The organism is Rhizobium sp. LARHSG275, from assembly GCF_052871115.1.
Genome location: NZ_JBIXJN010000007.1, coordinates 166,397 through 179,669, shown reverse-complemented (window position 1 = coordinate 179,669; position 13,273 = coordinate 166,397). Strand labels below are relative to the sequence as shown.

General features: G+C 60.8%; 13 protein-coding genes. 7 read left to right on the top strand and 6 right to left on the bottom strand.

Annotation, left to right across the window (positions count from 1 at the left end; genetic code table 11):
- Positions 1–72: 72 nt before the first annotated feature.
- Positions 73–1,893: an adenylate cyclase gene (locus tag ACIPSK_RS11285; protein ID WP_162117302.1), complete on the bottom strand. Its 1,821-nt coding sequence runs from the start codon at positions 1,891–1,893 to the stop codon at positions 73–75.
- Positions 1,894–2,039: 146 nt separating this feature from the next.
- Between ACIPSK_RS11285 and ACIPSK_RS11280 the strand changes: the two genes are divergently transcribed.
- The 3 genes from ACIPSK_RS11280 (at position 2,040) to ACIPSK_RS11270 (ending at position 4,572) form a co-directional block, all read left to right on the top strand.
- Complete coding sequence (locus ACIPSK_RS11280) at positions 2,040–2,297, top strand: hypothetical protein (protein ID WP_162117301.1); 258 nt, start codon at positions 2,040–2,042, stop codon at positions 2,295–2,297.
- A 150-nt stretch (positions 2,298–2,447) separates the two neighbouring features.
- Positions 2,448–3,554 (top strand): HlyD family secretion protein, encoded by a 1,107-nt coding sequence (locus tag ACIPSK_RS11275; protein ID WP_162117300.1) that lies wholly within the window; start codon positions 2,448–2,450, stop codon positions 3,552–3,554.
- Entirely contained in the window at positions 3,544–4,572 is a 1,029-nt protein-coding gene (locus ACIPSK_RS11270) for a DUF2955 domain-containing protein (protein WP_162117299.1), read from the top strand. The genes ACIPSK_RS11275 and ACIPSK_RS11270 overlap by 11 nt, the downstream gene beginning before the upstream one ends.
- Before the next feature lie 519 nt (positions 4,573–5,091).
- Here the strand turns inward: ACIPSK_RS11270 and ACIPSK_RS11265 are convergent.
- The 4 genes from ACIPSK_RS11265 to ACIPSK_RS11250 form a co-directional block, all read right to left on the bottom strand.
- A complete protein-coding gene (locus ACIPSK_RS11265) occupies positions 5,092–5,424 on the bottom strand; it encodes a hypothetical protein (RefSeq protein WP_017964700.1) in 333 nt (110 codons plus the stop codon).
- 82 nt (positions 5,425–5,506) lie between these two features.
- A complete protein-coding gene (gene ppk2 / locus ACIPSK_RS11260; RefSeq protein ID WP_162117298.1) occupies positions 5,507–6,352 on the bottom strand; it encodes a polyphosphate kinase 2 in 846 nt (281 codons plus the stop codon).
- Between the two features lie 6 nt (positions 6,353–6,358).
- Positions 6,359–8,077 carry a SulP family inorganic anion transporter gene (locus tag ACIPSK_RS11255; RefSeq protein WP_162117297.1) on the bottom strand — a complete coding sequence of 573 codons (1,719 nt, stop codon included), beginning with the start codon at positions 8,075–8,077 and terminating at the stop codon, positions 6,359–6,361.
- Positions 8,078–8,228: 151 nt separating this feature from the next.
- Positions 8,229–8,693 (bottom strand): hypothetical protein, encoded by a 465-nt coding sequence (locus ACIPSK_RS11250; protein WP_162117296.1) that lies wholly within the window; start codon positions 8,691–8,693, stop codon positions 8,229–8,231.
- A gap of 748 nt (positions 8,694–9,441) precedes the next feature.
- Here ACIPSK_RS11250 and ACIPSK_RS11245 point away from each other — a divergent pair.
- The 4 genes from ACIPSK_RS11245 (at position 9,442) to ACIPSK_RS11230 (ending at position 12,450) form a co-directional block, all read left to right on the top strand.
- Positions 9,442–10,839: a DUF3300 domain-containing protein gene (locus ACIPSK_RS11245; RefSeq protein WP_162117295.1), complete on the top strand. Its 1,398-nt coding sequence runs from the start codon at positions 9,442–9,444 to the stop codon at positions 10,837–10,839.
- A gap of 20 nt (positions 10,840–10,859) precedes the next feature.
- Positions 10,860–11,816 carry a DUF2950 domain-containing protein gene (locus ACIPSK_RS11240; RefSeq protein WP_162117294.1) on the top strand — a complete coding sequence of 319 codons (957 nt, stop codon included), beginning with the start codon at positions 10,860–10,862 and terminating at the stop codon, positions 11,814–11,816.
- Between the two features lie 81 nt (positions 11,817–11,897).
- Positions 11,898–12,131: a DUF2171 domain-containing protein gene (locus tag ACIPSK_RS11235; RefSeq protein ID WP_017964693.1), complete on the top strand. Its 234-nt coding sequence runs from the start codon at positions 11,898–11,900 to the stop codon at positions 12,129–12,131.
- 133 nt (positions 12,132–12,264) lie between these two features.
- On the top strand, positions 12,265–12,450 hold the full coding sequence (locus tag ACIPSK_RS11230; RefSeq protein WP_017964692.1) for a DUF3008 family protein: 186 nt from the start codon (positions 12,265–12,267) through the stop codon (positions 12,448–12,450).
- A gap of 37 nt (positions 12,451–12,487) precedes the next feature.
- Here ACIPSK_RS11230 and ACIPSK_RS11225 read toward each other — a convergent pair whose 3' ends face one another.
- Positions 12,488–13,207, bottom strand: a complete 720-nt coding sequence (locus ACIPSK_RS11225; protein ID WP_162117293.1) for an MgtC/SapB family protein — start codon at positions 13,205–13,207, stop codon at positions 12,488–12,490.
- Between the last annotated feature and the right edge of the window lie 66 nt (positions 13,208–13,273).

Below are 13,273 nucleotides of genomic sequence, written 5' to 3'. Positions count from 1 at the left end.
CTAAGGCGAGACTATGCGAAGATGAGATGCCTTACCCGTATGATCGGGTATGTTACGGTCGGGAAGGCAGCATCAGCGGGGTTGCAGATCCGAGGTGTCGGCGGTCGACGCCATTGCATTCGGATCGGGCACGGTCATTCCCGCCTTGCGAAGTCCTTCGATCAGACGGTCGCGATCTTCAGGCTGCATGTTGCGCATTGCGAGTTCCGTTACAACGTTCGGCAGGAAGTCAGGTCGCATGCTGACGAACACCTGTCCTTCCCGTCGGGCGTCCTCCATCATGCCTGCCTCCGCATAGATGATGGCCGCGACAACATGGAAGAGGGGGAACTTTTGCATGTTCGCCTGTCGGATCTCCAGCACAGCGGTGTGATTGTCGCGGAGCATGTAGGCGGCCAAGGCTCGCGTTCCATGGTAGAAGCCGCCACCTCCTGGGTTCAGAGCAATGGCCTGGTCCAGAAGGTCTGCTCCGCGCTGCCACTGGCCAGCGATTGCAAGCCGGGTTCCGAACTCGCCCATCAGTTCGGTGTCGTTGGGGTTGGTGGCGAGCGCCTGCTCGCCAACGCGAAGTGATTCAGCAAGCTGCCGGTCGAAGAACAGCGCCGTCATCTGCGCTTGAAGTCCGCGCGTATTGTTCGGATCGATCTGCGTTGCGCGCCTGGCGGCATCGAGTGCACGCTGTATGGCTGTATCCTGCCCTGATGTTGGATTGAACTTGTACCGGTCCTCATCGAGATAGACGATCGAAAGCATTGCCCAGGCGGTCGCGTAGTTCGGAAACCGCGCGAGCGCGGCCTCGAGGCAATCCCGGACGCGCGCATGCGCCTCGGCGCTCAGTTCCGAACGATAGGCATAGAAGCGCAAAGTGCACTCATACGCACCGAGGTTATCCGGCGGCGGACTGGCGGCGTCGACCTGTGCCATCACCCCGTAGGGCTGGGCGATGGCGGTCGCGACCTTTCTGGCAACATCCGTCTGGATCGCAAACAGGTCTCCCGATGCGAGATCATTGTCATAGTTCTCCGACCAGAGGATTTCGCCGTCCGACGTATCGAGCAGCCTCGCCGTCACACGAAGGCGCTTGCCGGACGTGCGTACCCCGCCGGCAAGGAGATAGCGTGCGCCGAATTCGGCCCGGATCTCCGATGCGCCCACATCCGCTGGGAGGGACTTGGACGTTTCGCGGCCGAAAACCTTGATCTCCTTGAACCGTGGCAGGATAGTCATCAGTTCCTCGGTCAGGCCGGCTGTGTAGAGCTGCGCCTCCGGCCCTTCGCCGAGATTGGCAAACGGAGCCACCACGAGGGCCGGGCGATCGGGCGACAGGCTTGCAACGCGTGCCAGCGACGGAGCGGGAGACCGCTCCGCGATCCAAAATAGCGAAATAGCCACTGCAGCGAGCGCAGCAGCACCCGGCAACAAGACCCGCCTTGCGCGCCACCAGCCTCCGCGGCGGACCTCAGAGGGCGATGTTTCGCCAGCGTCCTCGTCTCCAGTGTCGACTGATGCCGGACAGGACCAGGCGAAGGTTGGAACATATCCGCCTTTGGGAATGTCGATCCTGACGGGGTCATGCTGCCCGGCGACGAGATAATAGCGCTCAAGCGACCGCCGGAGCCGTCCGGCCTCGATCCTGACCACAGGATCGTCCTGGGTGAAGCCGGGATCCCGGCCGAACACCTCGATCGCGATCGAATAGGCTTTGATCCGGTTGCCCCGGCCCTCGAGGGTTTCCGAGACGACATAGCGGAGAAACGTGGCGGCGCGACCGACGCCGGGAAATTCAGGGCTGGAGACGACACGTTCCAGTTGTTCCCGGATGTCGTCGGCGTGAGGCGCCGGCCTTGAAGAAATGGGTGCCGCAGACCCCTCTGCTGGTATCGACGTCTGCATGTCTGTCCCCAATCCCCCATGGAGTCATATCACTGCCAGACCGTATGTTACGGTAACATACTCCACGAACCGATCGCCGTCCATGTAGATCGGGATCTGGCACACGTTGCAGTGGCAGCATTCGAAATGCCGGTAAGGAGTGAACCATGGACGAAGGCGTGACCGCAGTCCGTCGGCAGTTTCCAGCCAGGATCAAGGCGATCGACGATCTCTCTTCCCGCAGTGAAGACTTTCGGGAAATCTGCAGGGACTTTGCCGACGCCCAATCGGCGCTGCAGAAATGGAACGTCTCAACCGATCCGAAGCGCGACGAGCGTGTCGCCGAATACCGAGAGCTGATCGCAGAACTCTCCAAGGAGATAGAGGGCGCACTTGACGCCTCGGTACCGCCAACCGCTCGCTGACGAGGCGAGACCAAGCACGCGGAGCCATCGAGGGGCGTATGTTACGGTTACCTACTTGCGTTCCATCGCCCGGTAACGACCATCGCGACAAATGTCCGGCGCTGAAATTTTGCGCTTGCACGAAACGAAATGCCTCCGAAGGATATTGCCGTGGTTTCCGAAAACTTGGACGAGCCTGCCATTTCCCCAACGCCTCGGAATCCACTCCGCAGGATAGCCCTCATCGTCCTCCTGCTGGCGCTCGCCCTGTTCGCCCTCTCTGTCTTCATGGAGCGGCGGACGCCGTCAACATCGCAGGCTCAGGTTCAGGCCTATATCGTCGGCATCGCGCCCGAAGTCACCGGCCGGGTGGTGGAAGTGGGCGTTGCCGACAATTCGCGGGTCGAGGCCGACCAGATTCTCTTTCGCATCGATCCCGAGCGCTACGAACTCGCGGTCAGTGAGGCCGAGGCGAGCCTTGCAAGTGTCGGCCAGTCAATGGGCGCGTCAACGGCTGCTGTCGATGCGGCGCAGGCAAAGCTCGTAACGGCCCAAGTCGATCGGGACAATCTTCGCGAACAAGCCGCGCGCGCCGCAGAGCTGCAAAAGAGGGGCGTATATTCCAAAGCGCGGGCTGATTCAACCAAATCGGCTTTCGGTCAGTCAGAGGCGGCCGTCACTGGTGCTGAGGCTGAGTTGGCCAAGGCCAAGGAGCAACTCGGGCCGAGCGGAAATGACAATCCGCAGCTCCGGGCGGCCCTGGCGGCGCTCGAAAAGGCACGACTCGATCTGCTGCGGACCACCGTTCAGGCACCTTCGGCCGGGGTCGTGACCAACCTCCAACTTACAACCGGTAAGGTCGTGTCGGCTGGGCAGTCGGCCATGACCTTTATCGATGTCGGAACGATCTGGATCGCCGCCGCCTTCAAGGAGAACAGCCTCGAGAACGTCGCAGTCGGCAACCGAGCGGAAGTCCTTTTCGACGCACTTCCCGGTCGGGTGTTTCCGGCGCAAGTCGAGAGCGTTGGTTTCGGCGTATCGCAAGGCAGCACGGACCCGAACACCGGATTGCCGACGATCCGGAGCGATAGCGGCTGGGTCCAGGAGCCGCAGCGGTTTCCAGTCCGGCTCATTATCGAGGAGGCGCAGAGGCCCAAGGGCGGCGTCCGCTACGGATCGCAGGCGACCGTCGTCATCTACACCGGCGACAACCCGGTCACCAATGCCTGGGGATCGCTCTGGATCCGCATCATGTCGGTGCTGACCTATGTCCGCTGAGAGGAGCCCCGCGATCGAGGAGCAGAAACGCAAGGGGCTGCGGGTTGCGTTCGCGGTCTCGATCGGCTTCACGCTCGCAGTCTATGCGGGGGCCATTGTGCCCTTCCTCGGTCCGCTCTTTGCCGCCCAGTTTCTGCTCGGTAGTTCGCGGCCGATGCCGCTCGGCAAGACTATCGGGGCGGCGATGGTCGTCCTGATCGCAGGGATGGCGATGATGGTTCTGACCGACGTTCTCGGCGACCGTCCGGCACCCCTTCTCCTGATCCTGGGGCTGACCTATTTTGCGTGCTTCGCCGCGCAGTCGACGGGAAAGGGAGGAGCGGCCGTCTTTCTCGTGCTCGTCGTTTCGATCATCGTGCCTCTGCTCGGCATCCTGAACAAGGAACTCGCCAATTCCATCCTGTCCATCCTGGTCGCCGGGGTGTTGTCCGGCACGGCTCTGATGTGGTTCGCCCATGCAATCTTTCCCGAGCCGTTCGCCGCGGAGGTTGAGGCGGTGGCGATCTCCGAGCGGCCGCCGGCCTTGGGTCGGGCGCTGGCAAACACGGTTATCCTTCTGGGCTCTGTCGTGATCTGCCTGACGAGCGACAACCTGACCGCTGCGGCGGTCATTCCGATAACCGTGGCGTCGCTGCTCGGGCAGCTCGACGTTGCCGCGAGCGCGCGGGCGGCGATCGGGCTCGTGCTCGTCAACCTCTTCGGCGGCGTGCTCGCCTCCGTTGCGTATGCCGCGCTATCACTGCGCCCCAATCTTTTCTCGATCTTCCTCATCGTTCTCATCGTGGTCCTCCTCATCGGAGGGCGCGCGGCCGCCCGCTCGAAGGACGCACCGATATTTGCCGGCGCTCTGACCACCTTCCTCATTCTATTCGGCCTCGGGGTCTCGCCTCTGCCGGGGAGCGCTGCAGAATCCTTCGCCACCCGCATCGTCTATGTCGCAGCAGCCTTGATCTACGCGCTGCTGTTTGCCGTCATCCTGTGGCCGCGGACGGGGGAAACGAAGAGGATATCGGCATGACTCAGGCGTTCTCTGAGAGCAGCCTATCTTGAAGACGTCGGCTGCTTTGAGTTCCGCGATGTTCTTGGCGCTAGCCGCTTCGGCGGCTTCAGTTGACGCCACCGAGAGCAGAAGACTTCATCAATGTTCGCAAGCACTGCGAACTCGCCCATCTTTGGAAGGATCCACCCGACCCCAAGGGCTTCAGCGAATGCATGAAACAAAGGCGCTATCGCCTCCATTTCTCGCCGACCTGCCAGACCGGGAGCCGCAGGGCGCAGTGCTACGACCTGCAGCGGTGACTGCCGATGCGTTAGCATCAGGTCTTTGTTTTCAACCCGGCACGGTCTCGGCGGTCATCTTTGCCTCCCTTTGTCGTTCCGAACCACGACGAGCCTCAATGACAGTGCTTGACGGACTTCCCGACCAGGCCCCCGCTGTCCGAACTTTAAAATTGAGTATGCAGGTGCAGCCTCCCTCCTGCCGGATCGGGCCGTCGATTGCGGCATGCGGATCCAGGACATCCGGAAGGGAAGGTTGCTAGGGCTTGAGATCGCGGGCTTGTCCGGATGCCCTGAGCTCCTTAAGTGTTTTGCCCAAACAACTTCCGCCGATTGGTTCACCTAACGCTTTAGCGGTCCCGCCGATCGATATCGTTCCCGCAACCTTGCTCGGATTGATGTAGGTGGCCATACCATCTGCATCCAATCTCGTGAAGTAGAAGGCTTGGTGCAGGCCTTTATATTCGCAGGTTATGACCATCGGAAATTGTTCGAGCGGCTCGGCCGCCTGCGCTTTCGAAACGGATATGCCGGCCAAGGGAAGAATGCAGGCAATAGCGACGGACAGCACACGGATCGACGGATAGATCATCACACACTCCTGTTGATTGAAAACATCAGCGCGCCGGACAGCCAGCGCTGTTCCGGTGCGGTGTCGTCTCACGCGGCCCCGATCATCGCATGTCCTCGGCGATCACATCCGGGACTACGTGCCGGATGCTGTTGTCTTCGACGTAGCCGCCGGGCCGCTTCTGACGCTTCCCGAGGTCCGGCGCATCGAACTTCACCTTTTCATACGGAATCGATTTCAGGATGTGGGAGATGCAGTTGATGCGCGCGCGCTTCTTGTCGTCTGACGGCACAATCCACCATGGGGCGTGCTGGCGGTCCGTCGCCCGGATCATTTCGTCGTAAGCAGCCGAGTAGTCCCACCACCGCTGGTACGACTCGACATCCATCGGGCTGAGCTTCCACTGCCGCAGCGGATCGTCGATCCGCCGTCTGAAGCGGCGATCCTGTTCCTCCTCGCCGACCGTCAGGAAGTACTTCAGCAGGGTGATGCCGCTTTCGACTATCGAGGCTTCGAAACCCGGAGCCAGCTCGAGGAAACGCCTTGCCTTTTTCTCCGAGCAGAATCCCATCACCCGGTCCACGCCGGGGCGATTGTACCAACTGCGATCGAATATGACGATTTCGCCCGCGGCCGGCAGATGTGCGATGTAGCGTTGCATATACATTTGCGTCTTTTCGCGATCGGTCGGGGCCGGCAGCGCGATCACGCGAAAAACCCGTGGACTGACGCGCTCGGTAATTCGCTTGATCATCCCGCCTTTGCCGGCAGCATCCCGGCCCTCGAAGATGATCACGATGCGAGCGCCCGATTTCTTCACCCAGGCCTGCAGATGCGCGAGTTCGACCTGAAGTCTTACGATTTCCTTGTCGTAGTTCCAGGACTTCTTGCGCTTCTTTTCGTCCACTTCGGTGTCGTCGTCCTGCCGTTTGTTCATCACTTCCTCCATGACCCCTTATTGATGACCTCCGGCCAAAGGCCGGTCGCTTCCTTCCCCCAGGCGCGCGGCACGCAGCGCGTCTTCCGTGTCGTCAAAGAACTTTCCGGCTCCGATGCCGCCGACGACGCCGGCGCGGCCCAGCAGCTCCGTGGCCTCAGCGTTTAGGTGAGCCACGCCGAAGGCGATGCCCCGCCCGGAGAGGTTTGCCTGCACGGCATCGAGTGCGGCGGCTCCGGTGCTATCGATATGCGCAATGGCGCTGGCGTCGAGGATGAGCCAGCGTGTTTCGGCCGGCAGGCCGTCAGCGATGGCGCGCAACCGGATGCGGACATAATCGGCGTTGTAAAACAGCAGATTGCCCTGGACGAGACATATGGAGATGCCTGGAACGCCCCGGGCGTCCGGAAAGCGCTGCATGTCGTAGAAGCCATCGCGCCCGGCAATGCGGCCGAGAAGCGTGTCTTTCGGGAACATCGTCTTGCGCAGGAGATAGATCAGGGTTGCGGCGATCGCGACGACGACGCCGTTCAGGACTCCGAAGCTGATGGCTCCGAACATGGCGATGAGGGCGAAGACGAACTCCGCGCGGCTGATGTGCCATATCTTTCTCAACTCGCTGACGTCGATCAGGCTGATTGCGGCTGCCGCCAGGATCGCCGCCAGGGCAGGGATCGGCAGGATGCGCAGGGCGCCATTCAAGAACAGCAGCGCCGCCATCAGGGTCACGGCGGAAACGAGACCGGCTGCCTGCGATCTGCCGCCGATTGCAAGATTGATCGCTGTACGCGAGTCGGAGACGGCGATGGGAAATGAACCAAACAGGCCGGGGGCGATGTTCGCCGCGCCCAGCCCGATCAGTTCCTGGTTGGCGTCGACCTCCTCGCCGGAGCGCGCCCCGAAGCTTCGTGCGGCGACGATACTCGAGCCAAAACTGATCAGAAAGACGGCTGCCGACCCAAGGACGATCCTGTCCATGGGCATTTGAGAGAATGCATGGAGGGAGAATGACGGCAGCCCGGTGGGGAGATCGCCAACGACGCGGATGCCTGCGGCTTCAAAGTTGAAGATGGCGGAGAGAATGACGGAAACGACGACAACGACGACGGGTCCCGGTACAGGCAGCCGCGTGGCTTTCACGATCCACAACAGTGCGAACATGGCGAGCCCGAACAGCAATGTCGGCCAATGGATCAAGGCACTCTTGCGAATGATCTCGGCAATCGGCGGCAGGAGACCGTCGGACTCGATACGCACCCCGGTAAAGCGGCCGATCTGCCCGACAAGGATGGAGATCGATACGCCGGCAAAGAAGCCGACCAGAATCGGGCGGGATAGAAAGCTTGCGAGGACGCCCAGCCGCAGCAGCCGTGCTGCAAAATAGAAGGCTCCGACGCCGAGCGCCAGGGCAGACGCGATCGCAACCGGATCGGCTGATGTGCCGGCAGGTTGGGCGGCGATGACAGTTGCCATGACTGCCGCAAGAACCGCCATGGTCCCGGCGTCAGGCCCGACCACCAATAACCGCGATGGCCCGAACAGGGCGTAGGCGACGGGCGCGACGATACTCGCATATATCCCGGTTTCCGGGGGGAGGCCGGCGATGGCGGGATAAGCGATCGCACTCGGCAGGCCGACAGCTGCAATCGACAGCCCCGCGGGAATATCGCTTCGCAGCCAGTCCGCGCGAAATCCCTCCAGGCCCCTGAATATCGGCATATGAAAACTTTGAAGCATGCCACTCCCCCCGGAATTCATTCATCTGCTGAAGCGAACTCAGGCTAGCAGTGGGGTAGCCTCCGATCGCTCCATCAGCCGAAGGGTTGGCCGCGGGCGCTGATGTGCCGGCCGAACCCATGGCTGACGAACCGCATAGGTGCGCAGCGGCCTAGCCGACTGGTGCCTCCCAATTCAGGAAGAAGCCGATGTCGCCCGGCATGCCGCCCGGAAAACCGATGACCATCGCCTTCAGCTTGTAGCCGTGAGGCCGGGCGACTTCGATGAAAAGATCATATATTTCCTTGGCTTTTCCTTGAAGCGTCGTCGGCCACTCTGGCCGGGCACAGTTGATCGCGCGGCCGCTATCCGTGCAGAAGCTCGACGGAAAGCTATAGACCATGGCCTCGGATTTGCCGTCGGCGGCTGCCTTCATGACGACGCGCCTGATAATGTCACGTTCCTTGTCGCCGACGTGTTTGCGGAAGAAGTCATCGACGAACTCCGCGTGCTTTTTTGCTTCACGCGCTTTGATTTTGTCCTCACGCTCCATTTCTATCAGCTGCAGTTCCAGAGCTTTCTGTCTCAATTCTTCCGCGCTAAGCATCTGAGGATTTGACTTTTCACTTTCAGCCATAACGTTGCCTCCCAATGGCCGACGGCCAATACCGAAAACTACAGCATCGATAAGTCAAACTAGACCGTATGATACTGTAGGTTCTGGTTACCTACAGCCTGCCGATATTTTAGCTGTCAACACCCTCCAACTGGGATGAGTATGCGGCATGAGCGAAATGCATGAAGCAGGAGTGTGTCGGCTCTATCTCTCATTGACGTGCCAAACGGGGGCGGCAGCGCACCGCGCCGAGATGGAACGTTAGGCATCGGTTTCGAAACCGGGGTACAGCGTTATTCCGCCGTCGATATAGATCGTCGCTGCGACGATGTAGTCGGTGAAATCAGGCGCAAGCCGCACCGCTGTCCGGCCGATCTCCTCCGTCGCGCCGATGCGTGTACGGAATGAGCTTCATCAAGTCGGCACAGTTTCCGAGGTTCGCCACGCGCAGGTCTTGGTCGGCGTGCGAATGGCGCCCAGGGCGATGCTGTTGGCGGATGCGTTTTTTCGGCGTGCCAATGACTTCGTGATCAAGCGGCCCGCCGTCGATTTTAGTTTGCGCGCTGAACTCCGCTTTTGCAAGTGTGTTACTGTAACATACGTCCTAGCGACTACGCCTGGGGCTGTCTTTGCTATAAATTTGGAGCAAAAGACTGCTTGGCCGATGTTTAGCTATCAATACTCCTCCACTCGGAGGAGTATGCGGCACCAGCGAAAATACAATAGTCGACAGCCTACACACCATGTCTGACCGCAAGGAGGATTTGAGATGGCTAGACCTTACGCATTGTTGCTCGCTGCGGGCCTGTTTCTGCCTTTGGGTTTCCTGTTTTCGCCACATCTGACGCTGACAGCCGCCGCGCAGCAACCGGCCACTGCCGGTCCCGTCGCAGCGGACGATGACGCGCCAGCGCCGCTGAGCGACGACGAACTCGAGATCCTGGTGGCGCGGATTGCACTTTATCCGGACGAACTGGTCGCGCTCGTGACATCGGCGTCGCTCTATCCGCTGCAGGTCGTGGAAGCAGCCCGGTTTCTCGAAACCTTGAAGAAGCAGCCCGAGCTCAAGCCGAAGACGACGTGGGACGGCAGCATCGTATCGCTGCTGAACTATCCCCAGATCGTCACGATGATGAGCGACGATCTGGACTGGACGCAGTCGCTCGGAGAGGCGCTCTCCGTCCAGCAGAAGGACGTTCTGATCGCCATACAGCAACTGCGCGACAAAGCGGTCGCCGACGGCATCATCAAGACTGACGACAAGATCAAGGTCAGCCAGGAGAACGACAACGTCGTGATCGTCTCCGCCAGTCCCGACAAGATCTACGTTCCGCAGTACGCGCCGGAGATGCTGTATGAACCGAACTATGCGGCTGAGCCTATCGGCTACTATTCAGAGCCGTATCCGAACTACTACTATCCGACCGCCACATTTTTCGCGGGCGTGGTGACGGGAGCGGTTTGGGCCGCTGCCGTCGACTGGAACCGCTGGGGCGTATGGGGCGGGCGCTGGAACGGCAACGTCGATATCGACTGCAACAATTGCCTCAACAACATCAATGGCAAAGTGAATATCAACGACGTCGACTGGAAGAATGTCGATCGCAGCAAGATCGGGTTCGACGGCGGGCAGCTCAACAAGATGGACCGCAACTCCTTCCGGAGCAGTATCGAGGCGAATCCCGGCAACAGGGTCGGAGCTAGAGGCAACGACCGTGCGAACACGATCCGCGACCAGCCAGGCAAGATCAGTGTCAACGATGTCCGCAAGAGCAAGATCGATGCGGACAGGATCAATGCTGCCCGCAACAAGGCAGGCAATATGGGGACGGCTCCTGGAGGCGGGAAGGCCGCGCAGGCCGCGCAGAACCGCAGGCCCGACGCGAAGACGACGAACAGAGCTGGCGAAAAAGCAAGGTCCGGGGGCAACGCCAAACGTCCGGTCGCAAAGCCGAAGCCAGCGGCCCGGGTCGACAACCGCCCCAGAAAGCCATCAGCCCTCGGTCAGGTCGACAGCGGCAGGCGCGCTGAGATGCAGTCCAACCGCGGCAGACAGGCCATGGCCGGGAGCAATCGCGGCGGCGGTAGAGTAATGCACGGCGGTGGCGGCGGCCGCGGTGGCGGTGGTGGTGGCCGCGGTGGTGGCCGCGGCGGCGGTCGTCGGTGACCGAAAGAAGGAGGAAAGTGATGACCAAGTCAGTCAGAAACATGCTTCTGGGTTCTGTGTTCGCTCTTGCGGCTCTCGCCACCAATCCGGTTTCGACATCTGCGGCAGAGCCATCCGATGCGACCGTCATCTCGGGCTTCGCTTCGCAGAGCGATCCCCCGGTATTCGAGACGCCGGAACAAGCCGTCGAGGCCTTCAAGGCGGCCTTGTCGGCTGATGATTTCGACAAGGTTACGGCGCTGCTGGGAATTGATGCGGCGAAAGCGAAGGCAGACGAAGGCGTGATGGACACCTACGCACAGATCCGGGACGGCACAAGCAAGAAAATCGTCGTGAAGGACGTCGATGGCCGCAAGATCATCGAGATCGGCGACAAATTATGGCCTCTGCCATTTCCGATCGCGAAGGGCGACGATGGCAAATGGGGTTTCGACACCTATGCCGGGTTCGAGGAGATCATCGATCGTCGCGTCGGCGAGAACGAATTGCAGACCATCGACACGATGCGGGCCTATGTCGACGCCCAAAGGGAATATTCTTCCGCCGACCACGACGATGACGGCGTCCTGGAATATGCCCAGAAACTGATCAGCAGCGACGGCAAAACTGACGGTCTCTACTGGTCGCCTGATCTCGGCGAGGGTGACAGCCCGGCGGGCAACGCCCTCGAAGACAATGCGGCGCTTGATAAAGCGAAGGCCGGCGAGGGCTATTACGGCTATCGCTACAGGATTATCGAAAGCCAGGGGCCGAACATCGCGGGCGGAAAGTTCGATTACGTGATCAACGGCAACATGATCGCAGGATTCGCACTGATCGCCTGGCCGATCCGGTATGGCGAAACCGGCGTGCACACGTTCCAACTGAATGCTAACGGCACGGTCTACCAGGCCGATCTCGGTCGGGAGACCGAAAAAATAGCCGCGGGCATCAGGAGCTTCAACCCGGATGACAATTGGGACGTGACTGATGATTGAACACGGTCGCTCGTGTTTGGAACCAAGTCCGCTCCACGTCGTTGCCGCTTCGTATCTGACAATGATGCAAAGGAGGAAACGATGATTTCCGCAGATCAGATCCGTGAACATATGGAAGTTCGGGCTGCCGACGGCACCCATGTCGGCACAGTCGATCATCTCGACGGCCCCACGCGCATCAAGCTGACGAAGACCGACTCGGGAGATGGCAAGCACCACTTGATCCCGCTCGATTGGGTCGACCATGTGGACGCCCACGTCCACCTGTCGAAGAACGCCAGGGATGTCCGAAGCCAGTGGGCCACCATCAACTGACAGCCTGTCGGCTGCGGCTCGCGGGCCGCAGCCTCCTTGAACAGAATGATCAGAGCATGATCTCGTCCGAAAACCGCTCACATTTTTCGGCATCAGGCACTTAACGGAGCCCGCCAAGCAAAAGGAGATCGATATGCCAGCCAAGTCCAAGGCCCAGCAGAAGGCGGCAGGCGCCGCGCTTTCGGCCAAGCGTGGCGAGACGCCCAAGAGCGAACTCAGAGGCGCCTCGAAACAGATGGTCGAATCCATGAGCGAGAAACAGCTCGAGGAATTTGCCTCAACCAAGAGGAAGGGCAAACCTCAGCACGTTTCGAAATGAGAGATGTGGAACCGCCGCCGGCGTGTCACCGTGAAGCTCATGTCGTGGTCGTCTTCATGGAGAAATCCGCGACCTCATGCGTGTTCGAAAGCGCGTTCAGGATCGCGCGTGCCGATGCGTCTGGGTCCCTGGCGAGCCATCGCAGCTCGAACGTCACCTCGGCGCCGCTATCGGCGGTTCGGTGGAGTGACAGGAGGCCTGCATGGCATCTGAGCGGATTCAGTACTCCCGATAGGTCGGGGATATTGCCGTTCGAGGCGCGGACGACAAGCGTCGCCTTCTGTTCGCAGCGCAGCCATGTGTCCAGCCGCTTCAAGGGCGACAGGACGATAAAGCCAACCGCCGTCGCCGCGATGCCGGTCAGGATCTGACCGCCGCCGAAACAGAGGCCCACCACCGTCATGAACCACAAGGTCGCCGCCGTCGTGACCCCGGTCAGTATGTCGCCGCGTTTGAGGATCGCTCCGCCGCCGATGAAGCCGACGCCCGTCAGGACGCCGAGCGGAAAGCGCAGCACGTCCATCTGCGTGAACGAGCCAGGCGTCTTTCCGTATGTCGACAGAAGAAGGTTTGCCTGGATCATCGCCAGGCAGGCGGCAAGCGCCACCAGGATCGTGGTTCTGAAACCTGCCGCATGACCGCCGCGCTCGCGATCAAGGCCGATGAGGCCGCCGGCAATCAATGTCAGCATGATCCGCGCGCCGATATCCCACCAGCCTGGCGTCAGCGGCATGGCATCCGTCAGGAGCGGAGGCATGTTTTGGTCCAGACTTTGTCCTGGCCCTCTCGCTGCTCGCCGGGCATTTGCTCCTCCTCGGCCGTG

Bases quoted from the DNA above. Each gene is read 5' to 3' on its own strand.
- ACIPSK_RS11225 (WP_162117293.1), bottom strand. From the start codon at position 13,207: ATGCCTCCGCTCCTGACGGATGCCATGCCGCTGACGCCAGGCTGGTGG.
- ACIPSK_RS11235 (WP_017964693.1), top strand. From the start codon at position 11,898: ATGATTTCCGCAGATCAGATCCGTGAACATATGGAAGTTCGGGCTGCC.
- ACIPSK_RS11285 (WP_162117302.1), bottom strand. From the start codon at position 1,893: ATGCAGACGTCGATACCAGCAGAGGGGTCTGCGGCACCCATTTCTTCA.
- ACIPSK_RS11265 (WP_017964700.1), bottom strand. From the start codon at position 5,424: ATGATCTATCCGTCGATCCGTGTGCTGTCCGTCGCTATTGCCTGCATT.
- ACIPSK_RS11230 (WP_017964692.1), top strand. From the start codon at position 12,265: ATGCCAGCCAAGTCCAAGGCCCAGCAGAAGGCGGCAGGCGCCGCGCTT.
- ACIPSK_RS11270 (WP_162117299.1), top strand. From the start codon at position 3,544: ATGTCCGCTGAGAGGAGCCCCGCGATCGAGGAGCAGAAACGCAAGGGG.
- ACIPSK_RS11255 (WP_162117297.1), bottom strand. From the start codon at position 8,077: ATGCTTCAAAGTTTTCATATGCCGATATTCAGGGGCCTGGAGGGATTT.
- ACIPSK_RS11280 (WP_162117301.1), top strand. From the start codon at position 2,040: ATGGACGAAGGCGTGACCGCAGTCCGTCGGCAGTTTCCAGCCAGGATC.
- ACIPSK_RS11250 (WP_162117296.1), bottom strand. From the start codon at position 8,693: ATGGCTGAAAGTGAAAAGTCAAATCCTCAGATGCTTAGCGCGGAAGAA.
- ACIPSK_RS11245 (WP_162117295.1), top strand. From the start codon at position 9,442: ATGGCTAGACCTTACGCATTGTTGCTCGCTGCGGGCCTGTTTCTGCCT.
- ppk2 (WP_162117298.1), bottom strand. From the start codon at position 6,352: ATGGAGGAAGTGATGAACAAACGGCAGGACGACGACACCGAAGTGGAC.
- ACIPSK_RS11240 (WP_162117294.1), top strand. From the start codon at position 10,860: ATGACCAAGTCAGTCAGAAACATGCTTCTGGGTTCTGTGTTCGCTCTT.